Annotated in this window: 10 protein-coding genes and 2 pseudogenes; 8 read left to right on the top strand and 4 right to left on the bottom strand. The window is 50.5% G+C overall.

Annotated features, from left to right (window positions below):
• Positions 1 to 104: 104 nt before the first annotated feature.
• On the top strand, positions 105 to 8687 hold the full coding sequence (locus tag PYW49_RS03120) for a GH36-type glycosyl hydrolase domain-containing protein (RefSeq protein ID WP_320385629.1): 8583 nt from the start codon (positions 105 to 107) through the stop codon (positions 8685 to 8687).
• Between the two features lie 19 nt (positions 8688 to 8706).
• Here the strand turns inward: PYW49_RS03120 and PYW49_RS03115 are convergent, their stop codons facing one another.
• On the bottom strand, positions 8707 to 8940 hold the full coding sequence (locus tag PYW49_RS03115; protein ID WP_004132711.1) for a hypothetical protein: 234 nt from the start codon (positions 8938 to 8940) through the stop codon (positions 8707 to 8709).
• Between the two features lie 93 nt (positions 8941 to 9033).
• Here PYW49_RS03115 and PYW49_RS23360 point away from each other — a divergent pair, with 93 nt between their 5' ends.
• The 3 genes from PYW49_RS23360 (at position 9034) to lpxP (ending at position 10732) form a co-directional block, all read left to right on the top strand.
• Positions 9034 to 9270, top strand: coding sequence for a YnfU family zinc-binding protein (locus tag PYW49_RS23360; RefSeq protein ID WP_350308983.1), 237 nt, complete (start codon positions 9034 to 9036; stop codon positions 9268 to 9270).
• A gap of 79 nt (positions 9271 to 9349) precedes the next feature.
• Positions 9350 to 9622 (top strand): hypothetical protein, encoded by a 273-nt coding sequence (locus PYW49_RS03110; RefSeq protein WP_016247220.1) that lies wholly within the window; start codon positions 9350 to 9352, stop codon positions 9620 to 9622.
• Positions 9623 to 9823: 201 nt separating this feature from the next.
• On the top strand, positions 9824 to 10732 hold the full coding sequence (lpxP, locus tag PYW49_RS03105; RefSeq protein WP_064672534.1) for a kdo(2)-lipid IV(A) palmitoleoyltransferase: 909 nt from the start codon (positions 9824 to 9826) through the stop codon (positions 10730 to 10732).
• A gap of 298 nt (positions 10733 to 11030) precedes the next feature.
• Here the strand turns inward: lpxP and PYW49_RS03100 are convergent, their stop codons facing one another.
• Together PYW49_RS03100 and PYW49_RS03095 are read right to left on the bottom strand one after the other, a co-directional pair.
• On the bottom strand, positions 11031 to 11249 hold the full coding sequence (locus tag PYW49_RS03100; protein WP_047400308.1) for a hypothetical protein: 219 nt from the start codon (positions 11247 to 11249) through the stop codon (positions 11031 to 11033).
• Between the two features lie 311 nt (positions 11250 to 11560).
• A pseudogene (locus PYW49_RS03095) lies at positions 11561 to 11779 on the bottom strand (TetR/AcrR family transcriptional regulator); the annotation flags it as partial.
• A gap of 2 nt (positions 11780 to 11781) precedes the next feature.
• Here PYW49_RS03095 and PYW49_RS03090 point away from each other — a divergent pair.
• The 4 genes and pseudogenes from PYW49_RS03090 to PYW49_RS03075 form a co-directional block, all read left to right on the top strand.
• A pseudogene (locus PYW49_RS03090) lies at positions 11782 to 12447 on the top strand (SDR family NAD(P)-dependent oxidoreductase); the annotation flags it as partial.
• Between the two features lie 132 nt (positions 12448 to 12579).
• On the top strand, positions 12580 to 13398 hold the full coding sequence (locus PYW49_RS03085; RefSeq protein WP_320385628.1) for an oxidoreductase: 819 nt from the start codon (positions 12580 to 12582) through the stop codon (positions 13396 to 13398).
• Between the two features lie 125 nt (positions 13399 to 13523).
• On the top strand, positions 13524 to 13796 hold the full coding sequence (locus PYW49_RS03080) for a hypothetical protein (RefSeq protein WP_320385627.1): 273 nt from the start codon (positions 13524 to 13526) through the stop codon (positions 13794 to 13796).
• A complete protein-coding gene (locus tag PYW49_RS03075) occupies positions 13793 to 14812 on the top strand; it encodes an NADP-dependent oxidoreductase (RefSeq protein ID WP_320385626.1) in 1020 nt (339 codons plus the stop codon). Before PYW49_RS03080 ends, PYW49_RS03075 begins: the two co-directional genes overlap by 4 nt.
• Before the next feature lie 453 nt (positions 14813 to 15265).
• On the opposite strand, the gene PYW49_RS03070 is transcribed toward PYW49_RS03075, so the two are convergent.
• Positions 15266 to 15790 carry a phenolic acid decarboxylase gene (locus PYW49_RS03070; RefSeq protein ID WP_100121962.1) on the bottom strand — a complete coding sequence of 175 codons (525 nt, stop codon included), beginning with the start codon at positions 15788 to 15790 and terminating at the stop codon, positions 15266 to 15268.
• Positions 15791 to 16239 lie beyond the last annotated feature (449 nt).

Below are 16239 nucleotides of genomic sequence, written 5' to 3'. Positions count from 1 at the left end.
CGGCAGCTGTTAAATCCCTGATGCCTGACGCCCATCCTGAGAGAACGTTTCTGAACTGATTTCGCAACTGCTCCTGCGCGCTAACGTCGCATCAGAGCAATGCTATGAAAATGATCCCCAGAGCGTGGTTTAACCGCTCCCGTATTCTGATGAATGCTGCCGAAAACATAACGTTTTCGGCGAACGATCCTGCCGGTGAAAGCTCGCCGCGGTCAGAACTCTTTTCGACCGTCCAGATGGAACGCTACGGCCAGAAGCTGGCGCGGACTCATAAAGTATCACCGGATAGGCATCCTTATTATCTTCTGAAACGGCTTGGCGACAATGAGGCCGTCATTACCCAAAACTGCTATGAGCTTAACGCGGGTAAAAAGACCAGTATCATGCCCGCCGGTGAATGGCTGCTGGACAATTATTATCTGATTGAGGAACAAATCCGCACTGTCCGCCAGCATCTGCCGAAAAGCTTTGGCAAAGGTCTTCCGTCGCTTGTATCGCCGTTGAATTGCCCACGAATTTATCATATTGCATCAGAGGCCATTGCTCACGGCGATGGCCGCTGGGATGCCGCCAGCCTGACCAGCTATCTCACTGCCTATCAACAGGTGACGCCGCTGACGCTGGGTGAAGTCTGGGCGTTACCGGGAATGCTGCGCCTTGCGCTGATTGAAAATCTTCGTCGTATCAGTATGGAAGTGATAAAAGCGCAGCAGGACAGAAACCTTGCTGATACGTGGATAACAAGGATTGTCGAATGCGCAGAGAGTGCGCCTGGTGATTTAATCATGGTGGTTGCCGATATGGCGCGCTCCCGACCTCCGTTAACCAGTGCGTTTGTCGCAGAGCTGGTGCGGCGCCTGCAGGGGCATGGCAACGCGCTGTCGTTACCTCTGACCTGGGTTGATCAGTGCCTTCGGGAACAGGGGATCACCACTGACGTTCTCATACATAGTTTCAATCAGCAGCTTGCCGCCAGCCAGCTGTCCGTCAGTAACAGCATCGCGGGCCTGCGTTTATTGAGTGAAACGGACTGGGCTGATTTCGCCGAAACGATAAGCGTTGTCGAACAGGCATTACGCAATGATCCTGCCGGCATCTATCCCCGGATGCACTTCAATACCCGGGATCATTACCGGCACGTAGTTGAGGTTCTGGCCAGGGACAGCGGTCTCAGCGAGCCTGAGGTTGCTGAGAAGGTGCTGGCGCTTTCAGAGGAAAAAGCGCCCGATACACCGGAACATCATGTTGGTTATTATCTTGCGGGCGAAGGTCGACAGGCGCTGGATATTCATCTCCTGGCAGACGCCTCAAGGCTCATACGCTTGCGGCACAGTTTCAACAGAATAACCCTGCTGTCATGGCTTGGAAGCCTGGCGTTGCTGACAACCGCAGCGACCGCAGCAATATTGCACGAAACCGCCATGCAGGGCGCAGACTGGCTATTGATCGCGGTGATATTACCTCTGATTATCGCATTAACTCAGTTAATGAGCGATTTGCTCAGTGATGCAACCACCCGTTTTCGCGTTCCTCGACCCTTGCCGGGGATGGATTTTTCAGCCGGTATTCCCGCTGACAGTGCCACCATGTTAGTCATTCCCTGCATGTTGACCAGCCACGAAAGTTTCAGCCAGCTCCTCACCAGTCTTGAAGTCTGCTGGTTGGGGAATGAAAACGAAAATCTCAGGTTCGCGCTGCTCACTGATTTTGCTGATTCTGAAAATGAACCCTCGCCGGAAAGTCACGCGCTGCTCAGACAGGCTATCGCCGATACGCAGGCGCTTAATCGCCGCTACCCCTCCGGCCGACCACGTTTTTATCTGTTACATCGCCAGCCTGAATGGAACCCCTCGGAAGGAGCGTGGATGGGCTATGAACGCAAGCGGGGAAAACTGGCGTTACTGAACAGCTGGTTGCGCCATCCCGGAACGCAATTCGTCAGCGTTGCAGAGATGCCTGCCCACCTTTTACCGGGTCACATAAAATACGTCATTACCCTGGACAGCGATACGGTGCTCCCGCGCGATACGGCACACAAACTCGTCGCGACGATGGCGCATCCGCTGAATACGCCTGAGTATGATCCGGTACGCCAGAGGGTTGTCAAAGGATTCGGTATTTTACAGCCCGGTCTTGCGGAGGAGATACCACGCAACGGTCAGGGGCGTTACGCAGCCCTGCGCAGCAGCGTACCGGGCAATAACCCTTATTCAATGATGTCTTCGGATATTTATCAGGATCTCTTTGGGGAAGGCTCGTTTGTGGGCAAAGGGATTTACGATGTTGATATTTTTATGCAGGCCACTACCAACATCTGCCCGGAAAATCTGGTACTCAGCCACGATCTGCTTGAAGGATGCTATGCACGTTCGGGTCTGCTGAGCGAGGTGTTACTGTACGAACAGTACCCTAATAATTATCTGTCGGATGTTGCACGACGTTCACGCTGGATCCGGGGTGACTGGCAACTGCTTAACTGGCTAAAACCACGCGTCAGAAAAGCCGATGGAACCCGGGTCAGGAATCCGCTGACCGCGCTTTCTTACTGGAAATTACTCGATAATCTACGTCGCAGTCTGGTCGCCCCCTCCTTACTGATATTGCTGTTCTTCGCTCTGCTTTGGGTACCCAACCCGGTTTACTGGCTGGGCATACTGTTGCTGATATGGCTGTTGCCAGCCATCCTCTGCATCAGCCACGACCTTCTGCATAAACCTCTGCGTCGCCGCGTGAAGCCGCATCTGTTAATGGTGGGGGCGGGCGCGCTAAAGCGTCTGTCAGGTATCAGCCTTAATTTTGCGATACTGCCGCACGAAGCCGGATATTCGCTGAAAGCGATCGCCGTGACGCTATGGCGACTGGGGATAAGCAGGCGTCACCTCAGCCAGTGGGTCAGCCACAGCCAGGACAGCAGTCAGGCCAGACCCACTGTTGCACGTTTTTATCAGGCGATGTGGCTGAACGTTGCCGGTGGCGTGGCGCTGACAATACTGACCGGACAATTTGCCCCACAGCTGCTGGGGATTGCGTTACCGATCGGTTTGGTATGGTGTGTGGCACCGCTGCTGATGAGCTGGCTGAGTCGCCAGCCCGTGCGTAAGGTTTTTTTGCCTAATCAGGAACAAAAACAGCTGTTACGCCAGACAAGCCGTGAAATCTGGGCTTTTTTTGAAACATTTGCCACAGCAAAAGAGAACTGGCTTCCGCCTGATAATTATCAGGAAATACCACAACCGACGGTGGCACACCGAACTTCTCCTACCAATATTGGTCTTTCACTTATGGCTAACCTGACGGCATGGGACTTTGGCTACCTGCCTGGCGGAGAGGTCCTCCGGCGCGTGTCGCTCACGCTCGACACGATGGATAAAATGGAGCACTACCGGGGCCATCTCTACAACTGGTATGACACCCGTACGCTGGTCCCCCTAAGTCCACGCTATATCTCCAGCGTCGACAGCGGCAATATGGCCGGGCATTTATTGACCCTGCGTGCAGGCCTGTCCGCCATGCGTCATCAGCCTGTTTTAAGCAACCAACAGATACTGGCAGGACTGAACGATACGCTGGATATTCTGGAAAAACAGTGGGGTAAGAACCCACCTGACAGCCTGAGACTGCTGCGCAAGCATTGCCTGAACGCGGTGTCGCTCTCTCCGCAGGCGCTTTTCAGCGAACTGAAAAGCATGCGCACCCAGTGCAACCATCTGACCAGCGCATGTCATCAGGGATCTCCTCTTCAGATGCGCTGGGCTGGACATCTGGAGCATCAACTGGTTCAGCTTTGCCATGAGTGGTCTCTGTTGCTTGGCTGGTTGCCTGCATCCTGGAATGAACAGACGCTGCCGACGCTGAGCGAGCTTGCCCGTCCGACATTAACCGGTACAGGAACGCCTCCGGCGTCAGTGGCGGAGCAGGCCCGAATGCGACTCAATATTATCACCGAGCTGGAACAGCGGCTGGATGAGCATGCCCGGATGGATTTCGCCTTTCTGTACAGTGAAGCAACCAGTCTGCTCAGCGTCGGTTATAACTGTGACACCAATATGCCTGACAAGAGCCACTACGATCTCCTGCCGTCTGAAATCCGCCTGACCAGTTTTCTTGCCATTGCGACTAATCAGCTGCCTCTTAAAAGCTGGTACGCGCTGGGTCGATTGTTTACCACGATTGATAATGAAACTGCCCTGATGTCATGGAGCGGATCCATGTTTGAATATCTGATGCCGAATCTGGTGATGCCCACCTGGCCCGGTAGCCTGCTCGATGAAATGAGTCAGTCGGCGGTTATGCGCCAGATTCACTGGGGGAAAGAACGCGGGGTACCATGGGGTGTTTCAGAGTCTGGCTATCATGCTTTTGATGTTCAGCATAATTATCAGTATCAGGCATTTGGCGTACCGGGGCTCGGTCTACGCAGGGGACTTGCCGATGATATGGTTGTCGCTCCTTACGCCACGCTGCTGGCGCTGATGGTTTCCCCACAGAGAGCCTGTGAGAACCTGTTCAGGCTGCAAAAAAATGGTGCACGCGGAGAATACGGTTTTTATGAAGCGCTGGACTATACCCCCTCACGTCTTGCAACCGGTCAGCTCTATGCGGTGGTACAGTCCTGGATGGCGCATCACCAGGGTATGGCATTTCAGGCGCTGGCTCATGTGCTGCTTGACGCCCCCATGACTGAACGCTTTATGTCCAACACGGTATTCCGGTCAGCGAGTCTGCTGTTACAGGAGCGCGTGCCGGATGCGGTCGATCTGTACAGTCCGCGCCGTCATTTTGAATCTCATGAGGGCATGGTCAAACCCGTTCGCTATGAACCCCGTATTTTCTATAGCGTGGATACCCCCGCCCCGGATATTCAACTGCTGTCCAACGGCCATTATCATCTGATGTTGACCGCGGGCGGCGGCGGTTACAGTCGCTGGAATGATATTGCACTAACGCGCTGGCGCAGTGATACCACCCGTGATAACTGGGGAGCATTCTGCTACATCCGCGATACCCAAACGGGAGATGTGTGGAGCAATACCTGGCAACCAACAGGCTACACCAGCGGACAAGACGAGGAAGTGTTGTTCACCGATGCGGGGGCAGAATTCAGACGCAGCTTAGGGGGACTCAGCGTCAAAACTCAGGTGGTGATCTCTCCGGAGGATGATGTTGAATTGCGACGGCTCACACTGATTCATCGTGGTCGCAAGCCTCGCTCTCTGGAGCTGACAACCTATGCTGAAGTGGTACTGGCACCTGATGCCAGCGATCTGGCACACCCGGCATTCAGCAATTTGTTTATTCAGACTGAGCTGGCTCCTGAGCGTGACGCTATTCTTTGCCACCGGCGCCCGCGCTCACCGGATGAACCGCGCCCTTGCCTGTTTCACATGATGGTGGTGCACGGCGATAACCGACATAACGTGTCGTTTGAAACGGACAGGGCAAGGTTTATTGGACGTGGCAGAAACCCTGCGAATGCACAGGCAATAGAGACGGGAGGGATGCTAGGCAACACGTCGGGCTCGGTGCTGGATCCGATACTGGCAATTCGCAACGCCATCATTCTGCAGCCGGGGCAGCCGGTTACGATTGATATCATTTATGGCATCAGCGAGACCCGTCAGCAGAGCCTGGCGTTGCTGGAGAAATATCGCGATTACCCTATCGCCGATCGCGTCTTTGAACTGGCCTGGTCTCACAGTCTGGTGGTATTGCGCCAGATGAACGCCAGTGAAGATGATGCCACGTTGTTCAATAGTCTCGCCAGCGCTGTGCTTTACCCTGTCCAGGAGCTGCGCGCCGAAGGCCTGGCGATCGGCCGCAACCGGCGTGGCCAGTCCGGACTGTGGGGCTGGGCAATTTCAGGGGATCTGCCGATAGTGCTGCTGAGTATAACCAGCGAGGAAAGTATCACCTCAGTGACCACACTGATTCAGGCACACCGTTACTGGAGACAGAAAGGGCTGGATGTTGATTTAGTTATCCTGAATAACAGCCCCGGCGGCTACCAGCAGGGATTACAAAATCAGATTATGGAGTTAATTTATGCCGGGTCTGAAGCCAGTCTGCTGGATAAAAAGGGCGGGCTTTTTGTCCGGAACGGTGAGCATCTCTCCGCTGAGGATAAGTTGCTTTTGATGAGCGTGGCCTGTCTTTATCTTGATGACCGCACAGGGGGTATTAATGAGCAGCTTAACCAGCGTATTCATACCCTGAAATCGCCGGCAAGGGCATTCATTCCGCGTGCTGTGCGCGAGCGTAATCAACATACGGACTGGAGCCCTGATACCAGTCAGTTATGCCATTTCAATGGGTACGGTGGATTTTCTCAGGATGGGCGGGAGTATCAGATCGTCCTTCGGGAAAATGCGCTTACACCGGCTCCCTGGTCGAACATACTGGCAAATTCTCGTTTTGGCAGTGTGATCTCAGAGGCAGGGCAGGCCTATACCTGGTATGAGAATGCCCATGAATACCGGTTGACGCCGTGGGAGAACGATCCGGTGAGCGATCGCAGCGGCGAGGCATTTTACCTGCGCGATGAAGAGAGCGGGGAGTGCTGGTCGCCGACGGCTTTACCTGTTCGCGGACACGGTGATTACCTGACCCGCCATGGTTTTGGCTACAGCGTTTTTGCCCATCGTGAGAGTGGTATAGACAGCGAGTTGACGGTCCTGGTTGCTGAAGAAGATCCGGTTAAACTGGTGCTCCTGACGCTCAGTAACTCTTCGGGACGGACACGTCAACTTTCCGTCACAGGCTATGTAGAGTGGACGCTCGGAGAAACACGAACGCGCTCAGCCCCTCACATTGTGACACATGTGGCCAGAACGCCCGGCGGCTGCGGGATACTTGCGAATAACTTTTATGGTGATAATGGTGGCGGCCGAACTGCATTTTTTGCCGTCAGCGGTAATGACTGTTCTCTGACAGGGGACCGCCGGGAGTTTATTGGCCGTAATGGTTCCCTTCACGCCCCTTCGGCCATGAAACTGCAAAAGCTTTCTGGTAAGACGGGGGCCGGTCTGGATCCCTGCGGAGCGGTGCAATCGGCGGTTACATTAATTGACGGGGACCAGAGGACGTTTATTTTTATCCTCGGCGCAGAGGAGAATGATGTTTGTGCTCAGGAGATGCTGGCCCGCTACATGAACGAGGATACGGTCCGCCAGGAGCTGAACCGGATTCATAATCACTGGCACAATGTTCTCGATAAAATCGTAGTTAACACCCCCGACACGTCCGTAAATTTACTGGTTAATGGCTGGCTGTTGTATCAGACGGTCGCCTGCCGTCTTATGGCCCGGAGTGGCTACTATCAGTCTGGCGGTGCATTTGGTTTTCGCGATCAGCTGCAGGATACGCTGGCTCTGAGCCACGCTGCTCCGGACCGGATGCGTGAACAGATAATACTCTGTGCATCACGGCAGTTTATCGAGGGGGATGTGCAGCACTGGTGGCACCCGCCACACGGCAACGGTGTGCGTACCCGCTGTTCCGATGACTATCTTTGGCTGCCGCTTGCTGTTTGCCACTATGTTGAAACGACGGAGGATATGGATGCACTGGAAATACGCATTCCTTATCTGGAGGGACGCTCGCTTCAGTCTGGTGAAGAGTCTGTCTATGACACGCCGGTCATCAGCGGCACCGAAGAGACACTCTGGTTACACTGCGTCAAAGCTATTCACTATGGACTTCGCTTCGGGGAGCATGGCCTGCCGCTGATGGGGGCTGGTGACTGGAATGACGGGATGAACCGGGTGGGTATCGAAGGCAAAGGTGAAAGCGTCTGGCTGGGCTTCTTCCTGTACGACATTTTGCAGCGGTTTGCAGCGCTGGCGCAGCGCAGGTTGGATGAAAGCGTCGCCGCGATGTGCCGTTCACAGGCTCTGCGCCTGCAAAGTAATCTCGAAGCCCACGCCTGGGATGGGGAATGGTACCGGCGCGGGTATTTTGACGATGGCACTCCCCTGGGATCGAAAACCTCACAGGACTGCCGAATTGATGCGATTGCGCAGAGCTGGTCTGTATTGTCCGGCGCCGCGAGCCCGGGACGGTGCGCAAAGGCCATGCAGGCGCTGGATAAGCACCTTGTGGATAACGAAGGAGGGCTGATCAAACTGTTAACGCCTCCTTTCGACGGACACGGTCCAAATCCGGGCTACATACAGGGGTACCTGCCAGGCGTGCGGGAAAACGGAGGGCAGTATACGCATGGCGCCATCTGGGCAGTGATGGCCTTTGCCCGAATGGGGAATGCCGGACGAGCCTGGCAACTCTGGTCAATGCTCAACCCTATAAATCATACCCTGAATGCGGACTCTGTCGGGATTTATAAAGCTGAGCCTTATGTCATGAGTGCTGATGTCTACAGCGTCGCTCCCCATACCGGACGTGCAGGGTGGAGCTGGTATACCGGTTCCGCAGGCTGGGCCTGGCGTTTACTTACCGAGGAATTACTGGGGATAAAACGTTCCGGCACTGACTTTAGTGTTCATGCCAGGTTACCGGATGAGTGGTCGTCTTTTTCTATGGTATATCAATATGGTGAAAGCCATTATCAGATTAGTGTTTCACGCGGCGATGCAGAATATTGCGTGACGCTGGATGGTGTTCTCCTCCCTGATGACAGAATACCGCTGAAGGATGATGGACAAAATCATACGGTTGAGATCATTCAGAACTGACACTGATCCCGGAGGTGCATTAACGTCTGCCGTTAATGCGCTGATTATCCCTGAGAACATCAATCGCAGTCTGCATGGCGATTTTGTCATCCCGCCTTTTTTGTTTGTCCTGCATGACCTGAAGGTATTCCAGCAAGGTGCGGGTATTAATCGGTCGGCCCTGTTTACCCACAGCCAGCACGGCTTCGCCAAGAATAATTTTCACAGGCGGTAGTTGTGCCGGATACCAGTCAAGGGTGTCTTCTGATTTCATCTTAAATTTCTCACGGAAGGGTAGTGTATCATAAATAAGACGTTCAATTTTCAATATCTGATATCCTGATTCAGACACAACTTAACATAACTTATGCCAGTTATTTTTATATTAAAGCGTATAATAATTACTGTATTCCTCAGAGAATTATTTATGTCTTATACAAATGGGCTCAGGTATTTTAAAGAAAGACCGGTTCATGTTGCCTGCCCGGTATGTGCACACAGAGCCGATCAGAAAGCAGGTAAACTAAGAAAAGATGCGGTTCTTGAGTGCCCTGCCTGCGGACTGTTGTTCAGACCTTCAGAATGCTGGTGTATCGGCGGCTGATCAGCTTCTGCCACTTAACGTCAGTGATGTCGGAAAATGACAACATTCCTCCTGTACTGCTGTTGTCGAGGGTATGATAATGAAATCTAAAAAATCTGTTTTTATTGAAGGGCATATCATGTCGAACAGCTGTCACGGACAGCCTGGCCAACCTTTCTGTATTCACCGGGTCAGGTTTAGTAATGGTAAATATGCGATTATTCGGGTGGCATCCGGGATATGTTTCAAACCAGGCGAAATTATTCAACGAAACGATTGTGAGTGGTTTTATAAACTTACCAAAATTCGGCTTCTTTCTTTTGAGTACCTTGATGATGATGAATCAAGAAGACAATTCCTTGAGTATCAATGATAAAATCATGGATTTATAACAGAATAAATTTGCTGGCTTACAATTCACCCCTGGCTCTTTAAATTATTCACCAGTCATTGGGGAATATTTTTTCCTGAATTTAGATGAATTAAATTATCTAAAACAAAATGTATCGCTAAAGACGAATTGCCTCATTGTTTTCCTTTTGCGTTATAACCTTCATTAGCATTAAGGAAATTTATGGCACAGACTTTTACTCATAATTTACTTCATCCTCGCCACTGGCTTACCTGGTCTGGTTTGGGTCTGCTGTGGCTTCTCGTTCAACTTCCTTACCCGGTTTTACATATTCTGGGCTCTGGCCTTGGAAAAATATCCAGACCCTTTCTGAAACGCCGGGAACGGATTGCGATTAGAAATATCGAACTGTGCTTTCCCGAGATGACACCGTTTGCCCGGAGCCAGATGGTCAATAAAAACTTTGTTTCTCTCGGGCTGGGACTGATGGAAACAGGAATGGCCTGGTTCTGGAGCGATGCGAGAGTCAAAAAATGGTTTGATGTCGAAGGGCTTGAAAACCTGACCGGTGCGACAAGAGGAGTAATGGTCGTCGGGATTCATTTTATGTCCCTTGAGTTGTGTGGAAGAGTAATGGGGTTATGCCATCCTATGATCGCAACGTATCGCCCACACAATGATCCATTAATGGAATGGGTACAGACAAAAGGGCGTATGCGTTCAAATAAGGCTATGATTAATCGACGTAATTTATCAGGTTTTGTTCATGCGCTAAAAGCAGGTGAGGCCGTTTGGTTTGCACCAGACCAGGATTATGGGTCTAAAGGAAGCGTTTTTGCACCTTTTTTCTCGGTAAAAAAAGCAGCCACGACGAACGGAACGTATGCTTTGTCAAAACTCGCTGGTGCAGACTTGATCACACTTAGCATGATTCGACGTAGCGATAAAAAAGGTTATCACATGTATATCAGCAATCCGTTGTCAGGCTATCCAGGGGAAGACAAGATCGCCGCAGCGGCTTATATGAACAAGATCATCGAGCGTGAAATTCTCCGTGCTCCTGAGCAATACCTGTGGATGCATCGCAGGTTCAAAACGCGTCCTGAAGGCGAAGTCTCTTTATACAAATGAACAACTCTACTTGTCACGAGCCAGAGTCTATCTTTCTTGCCACTGCGTATTTGTAAAAAATGCGATAAGGAATGTTTCATCCCTATGAGCTCTCATCAGCCTTCATTGGCTCATATGTGGCTTTCGAGAGCTCCGTTCGTGTCGGCCTGTCATCGATACTTGCGCTGCAAACGCGCCGCGCATATATGGTTTGGGCTTACCTTTTATCAAACGCTTAGACTACTTTTCACCTGCCAAATTTTTTGGATAAAAGCCATCATTGCCAAAGCAACATCGAAAAATGCTTAATTAAAAGTGCTCACGCCTGCATCCCCTTACCCCGTGCCAGGTTAATCCTGTCAACGCATTCCCTAAACGCTTTGATTTGCTCTGGAGAGAGCTCAGATTCATCAATGTTGGCCAGAAGTGCATTGAGGGAGCGCTCAATATCATTTTTTGCTAACCGTAAACAGATAACCTTAACCCAACGTGGCGAGAACTTGCTGAGGCCGATTGCTCTTGTGATTCGTAATTTCATGCCATGCCTCTCAACCACCAGTGTGGAGGTTTTCATACTCGCTTATAACACGCATTGGATAGGCCTTCTGTTATTATTTCACCTGCAAGCTGACAATAGGCATTGCGCCTGGGACCAACCAGCTTTCAGCGAACATCAAATTTGGTTGTCCAGCCTGATGCGCAAGCGATACGTCATACCAGAGAGTTACTAGCTTAACTTATGGCAATTTTAATGATCTGATACAGGTTGGGATGTCAGCTTTGTGCCAGGAGCGGACATTCGCAATTTATTTAAATGAACCGCACAGCAAAATTCTTTTACCAGAAAATTCATCCCTTACAAGAGTCATGACTGATAAGACGCTCGCGACAAACATCCAGAATTTCGTCAGCAAGAGCGGAATTATCTGGACAGGCACGAGACAACACCAGGGCGCCAACAAGATGCGCGATGGTATTTATCAAGTCAGCGCGCGTGCCATTTTCGGTTCCTAAAACTTCAAGTTGCCGCTCAATTCCGGCCGCAAACGTCTCTTTTATTGATTCAGATGTTAGAGATACTGGCCGATCGTCTGCGTCGGGAAAATGGCATTTCTGTCGATGTTCTTCCAGCCGACCTCACGCAAGCGGTCGATTTAGCGACTATCGAAGCGCGTCTGCGTGAAGACGAGCAGATCGGTATTCTTATCAATAACGCAGGTATCGCGCAGTACGGGAGTTTTACAGAGCAGACGCCTGAATCGATAGAACGCCTAATCGCGCTTAATGTCACGGCACTGACGAGACTCGCAAATGCAGTAGCACCACGCTTTGTAAAAGCGGGCGAAGGTTCTATCGTCAATATCAGTTCCATAGTTGGGCTCGCTCCGTAATTTGCAATGACGGTTTACGGTGCAACCAAAGCCTTTGTGCTTTTCCTGTCTCAGGGAATGAGTCTGGAGCTGTCATCTAAGGGTATTTATATCCAGGCGGTACTGCCTGCCGGGACGTACACGGAAATTTGGGATCGTGCGGGTATCGACATCAGTAACTTTGCCAAAATGATGGAAGTAGGTGAGTTAGTCGATGCAGCCCTGGTGGGTTTTGATCGTCGCGAACTCGTCACCATCCCGCCTTTACAGAATACTGCGCACTGGGAGACCCTCGATGCTTCCCGTCAGGCTCTGCTTTCAGACATCAAACAAGATGAAGCCGCAGAGCGATATAAAACACGTTAAGTAAAGAGTTGCCTTCTGCAGAACAATCTTTTAGGTGTTTTGCAGACGGGCAAATAAAGCATAACGCCCTGATAGCAGGTTTTCTCATTCCCTATGAGAAACCTCAAACAAATCATAAAGGTCTCGTTCAGTATGACAACAAAACGTGTAGCGCTGGTTACAGGCGCTTCGTCAGGTATCGGCAAAGCGTCAGCGACTAAACTTTTAGCTGCAGGTTTTACGGTATACGGCACAAGTCGGCGTGGCGCGCTGGCGGGAACACATCCTTTTCCGCTATTGACGCTGGATGTGACGGACGACGCCTCTGTTGAGGCAGCCATTGATGAGTTGCTGCGCCTGGAGGGGCGGATCGATCTTCTTGTAAATAATGCGGGTTTCGGGGTCGCGCCGGCAGCTGCAGAAGAAAGCTCTCTCGATCAGGCCAGGCTTATTTTCGACACCAATTTTCTGGGCATCGTTAGGTTAACACGTGCTGTTGTCCCTCATATGCGCCGTCGGGGCAGCGGGCGTATCATTAACATTGGTTCGATACTCGGTATCGTTCCGTTGCCGTATGTGGCTCTTTACGCTGCCAGTAAGCATGCGGTCGAAGGATACACAGGAGCACTTGATCACGAGCTGCGCACGCAGGGTATCCGGGTTTCTGTCATTGAACCTGCTTACATAAAGACCGAGTTTGAAGCCAATAATATCGAACCGGATGCCAGGCTTGAAGAGTATGACCTTATCCGGGCTAAGCTGACGAAAGTGGTGAGCAAAGCAATGGCCGAAGCGGAAAATCCGCAAGTTGTGGCGGGCGTAGTGGTTAAAGCTGCTGAGGATTTACGACCAAAAGTGCGTTATACCGCGGGAACGCTGGCGGCTAAACTGAATTTTCTTCTCAAATTCGCGCCCTCAAAAATCCTGGATAAGGTAGTGAGAAATAGTCTTCAGCTTGATGCGAGAGAATAAAAATGAAATTTTCGCGACTGGCTATCCTGGCATCAGTGTTGTTTTTCATCCTCGCTGCGGTATGGATGATTTTCCCGGAACAGCTCCTCGCCTTATAGGGGATTGAAAGCACACCAGGTACCGATGTGCTCGGCCGACGTTCTGCTGCATTCTTCGCTGGAACAGGAGCAATGTGTGTTTTAGCGAGGAATGCTGAGCCTTCTCCAACCCGATATGCTCTGGCCACCGGCATTAGCACGATATCTTTCATGTTAGCCGTGTCTGGCCTGTTCGAATGGTACAAAGGACATGTTAACGGGCAAATTCTTTTTGCAGTATTTATCGAGCTGCTACTGGGAACCGCTTTTTTACTCAGCAATATCGGCACCCGGAAAATCGACAGGATAAACAACAAATGAATACGAAGACGATGAAAGCGTTTACGTTTAAACGCTATGGTAAATCTCCGGAGTTGGGATTTGATAACATAGATTATCCTTCCATCGGTCCTGACGAAATTCTGGTTAAGGTTTACGCTGTAGGCCTCAATCCCATTGACAACATGATCCCAACCGGAATTTTCAAACCAGTTTTGCATTTTAAGCTGCCAGCAACACTAGGTAGCGACCTCTCCGGGATTGTGATTGCAACAGGAAGCCGGGTGACGAGTTTCAAGCCAGGCGACGAAATCTTCGCGAGTATTTTCGACAGAGGTACAGGCTCTCTTGCTGAATTTGCCGTTGTTCCTGAAAGTCTCGCGGGCATTAAACCTGCAAATATCGATTTTGTGCAGGCAGCTTCACTCCCGATGGTAAGCCTCTCCGCCTGGCAGGCGCTCACAGAAAGAGCCTGTTTGAAGTCTGGACAGAAGGTTTTCATCCCGGCTGGTTCAGGAGGAATTGGTAGTTTTGCCATCCAGTTGGCGAAGCACCTTGGCGCAAAAGTGGGAACGACAACAAGTTCAGTCAATGTCGAATGGGTGAGTCGTCTTGGCGCAGATGAAGTGGTTGATTATAAAAAGCAGGAGTTTGAAAATGTTCTGAGTGGCTACGATATTGTTCTGGGCACTGTGAGAGGAGATACGATAGAAAAGTCCACTCACATTCTTAAGCCTGGCGGAAAGATTATTTCACTCATTGGGCCATTAGATGCTGCTTTTGCACGTGAGCGACATTTAAATATTTTTCTGCGTACTGTATTCGGCCTGATGAGCCGTAAAATCATACGTCTTGCAAAGAAGAGGAGCCAAACCTATTCATTTCTGTTCGTTCGACCTGATGGCGCACAACTCACTCAAATAAGTATGCTCGTGGAAGCGGAGCACGTCCTTCCAGTGATCGATAAGGTTTTCCCCTTTGCAGAATCAAAGCATGCTCTTGACTATCTTGCTGGAGGACATGCGAGGGGCAAAGTTGTCGTTAAGATACAAGATTGAAAAGAACGGTGATTTGTATCAGCCTACTTTTGAGTATATCGCAAGAGACTTTTGCCTCAGGGAAGAGGTGCACAACATCCGCTCCTCGCTCATAGCGGACCTTCAGATGCTTACCGCCTTTTAATCCTGCCCTAGCTCCTCATCACTTCCTGAGAATAGTCAGTAAAGATCCGACTTTGAAGGTTTTCGGATCCAGGCAGGGAAGAAGAATGTTTACTGCATAATAAGCAAAAATTAATTATTTTTGTTGCGAACATTGCATTGTTGCAGTTAAATGAAAATCACCATTATTTTATTGTCCTGAGTGGAATGGTCGCGTATGACAGAAACGAGTTTGTACGTGAGTAGTATTTCGGTGATTAACTGTAAATATACCGGAGTGAAGTTAAATCACGAGGCATACTTTACCCACTAAAAAAGGGAGGTGGCCTCCCTTTATCCGAATACACCGGGCTATTTATCATCGAAGAAATCAGAAGGTAGCTGACCTGGTGGCATATTGATCACCTCGTCGTTATCAGGCCCTTCATTTTTCATATACGTTACTTTTGCAAATTCAGGAATAATCACATAAGGATAAGCCGGACCTTCGTCACGAAAGCGATGCATGTCTTCAATGAATTCGTTCTGGTAACAGATTGTTTTCTCAGGATGCTGTCCTTCTCCAGCGATCCATTGCGGGAAGAAGATCGTGCCGTGAATTACCTTTCTCCTTATATCGAACAACAAGCTTACACAGGTCCCCGTAGGCTCGTGCCAGTCAACCTTGAAAATCCCGGGTGCAAACTGTACGGCATTCATTTTCTGATTAGTGACCCAGCGCCCGCCGACAAGTCCCTGGTGGATACGGTAGTCGCAGGTATTGCTGTTGCGCGCATACCACTCATACTTCCAGCCGTTGTCATAGGTGTAAACAAAATGCGTTCCGACAAACTCAGACAGATCCTCTGAAACATCTTTATATACTTCTTCAGTCATTTATACGTCCTCCGGTGTGCAGATATTTAACAATAGCCGTGAAAATTCAACCTTACCAGGTTCAGGGGAGCAGTCGCTGGAGCTAACAGCTATGCTGACCAGTTCCCCGTTATTCATACAGAATGCTATTAGTAATGTCCGCAGATCGCTCATAACGGACGATACAGCACGACGGTAGGATTCAGGTTGCTTACTACAGCAATGGCGTTACTGAAGACCTTGAGACGGGACTTACTTTTAATGGCATTTGGCATCTGACACAGGGTGACGACATCTGCGACAACGGAGAAGCTGAGGTGATTGAAGGCCCTCTGCCTGTACCATTTAGATGAATATATTCATCTGAGTACGTGGCAGATTCTCAATACTGCACATACGCTTCTTAAGCATCCTGCGGAATTGATGTTTCTGAAAGCGTTTTTGTGGTGGATCCCCCTAAGCGGACGGGC

Source organism: Enterobacter chinensis (assembly GCF_034008295.1).
GTDB classification, from domain to species: domain Bacteria; phylum Pseudomonadota; class Gammaproteobacteria; order Enterobacterales; family Enterobacteriaceae; genus Enterobacter; species Enterobacter chinensis.
Note: the sequence above shows the minus strand (reverse complement) of the source record. Positions and strands in the feature narration are given on the sequence as shown.

What these genes read in the sequence shown, in the direction of transcription:
- PYW49_RS03070 (WP_100121962.1), bottom strand. Translation starts at nt 15,790, where the DNA reads ATGACTGAAGAAGTATATAAAGATGTTTCAGAGGATCTGTCTGAGTTT.
- PYW49_RS03120 (WP_320385629.1), top strand. Translation starts at nt 105, where the DNA reads ATGAAAATGATCCCCAGAGCGTGGTTTAACCGCTCCCGTATTCTGATG.
- lpxP (WP_064672534.1), top strand. Translation starts at nt 9,824, where the DNA reads ATGGCACAGACTTTTACTCATAATTTACTTCATCCTCGCCACTGGCTT.
- PYW49_RS03100 (WP_047400308.1), bottom strand. Translation starts at nt 11,249, where the DNA reads ATGAAATTACGAATCACAAGAGCAATCGGCCTCAGCAAGTTCTCGCCA.
- PYW49_RS03085 (WP_320385628.1), top strand. Translation starts at nt 12,580, where the DNA reads ATGACAACAAAACGTGTAGCGCTGGTTACAGGCGCTTCGTCAGGTATC.
- PYW49_RS03110 (WP_016247220.1), top strand. Translation starts at nt 9,350, where the DNA reads ATGAAATCTAAAAAATCTGTTTTTATTGAAGGGCATATCATGTCGAAC.
- PYW49_RS03115 (WP_004132711.1), bottom strand. Translation starts at nt 8,940, where the DNA reads ATGAAATCAGAAGACACCCTTGACTGGTATCCGGCACAACTACCGCCT.
- PYW49_RS03075 (WP_320385626.1), top strand. Translation starts at nt 13,793, where the DNA reads ATGAATACGAAGACGATGAAAGCGTTTACGTTTAAACGCTATGGTAAA.
- PYW49_RS23360 (WP_350308983.1), top strand. Translation starts at nt 9,034, where the DNA reads ATGCCAGTTATTTTTATATTAAAGCGTATAATAATTACTGTATTCCTC.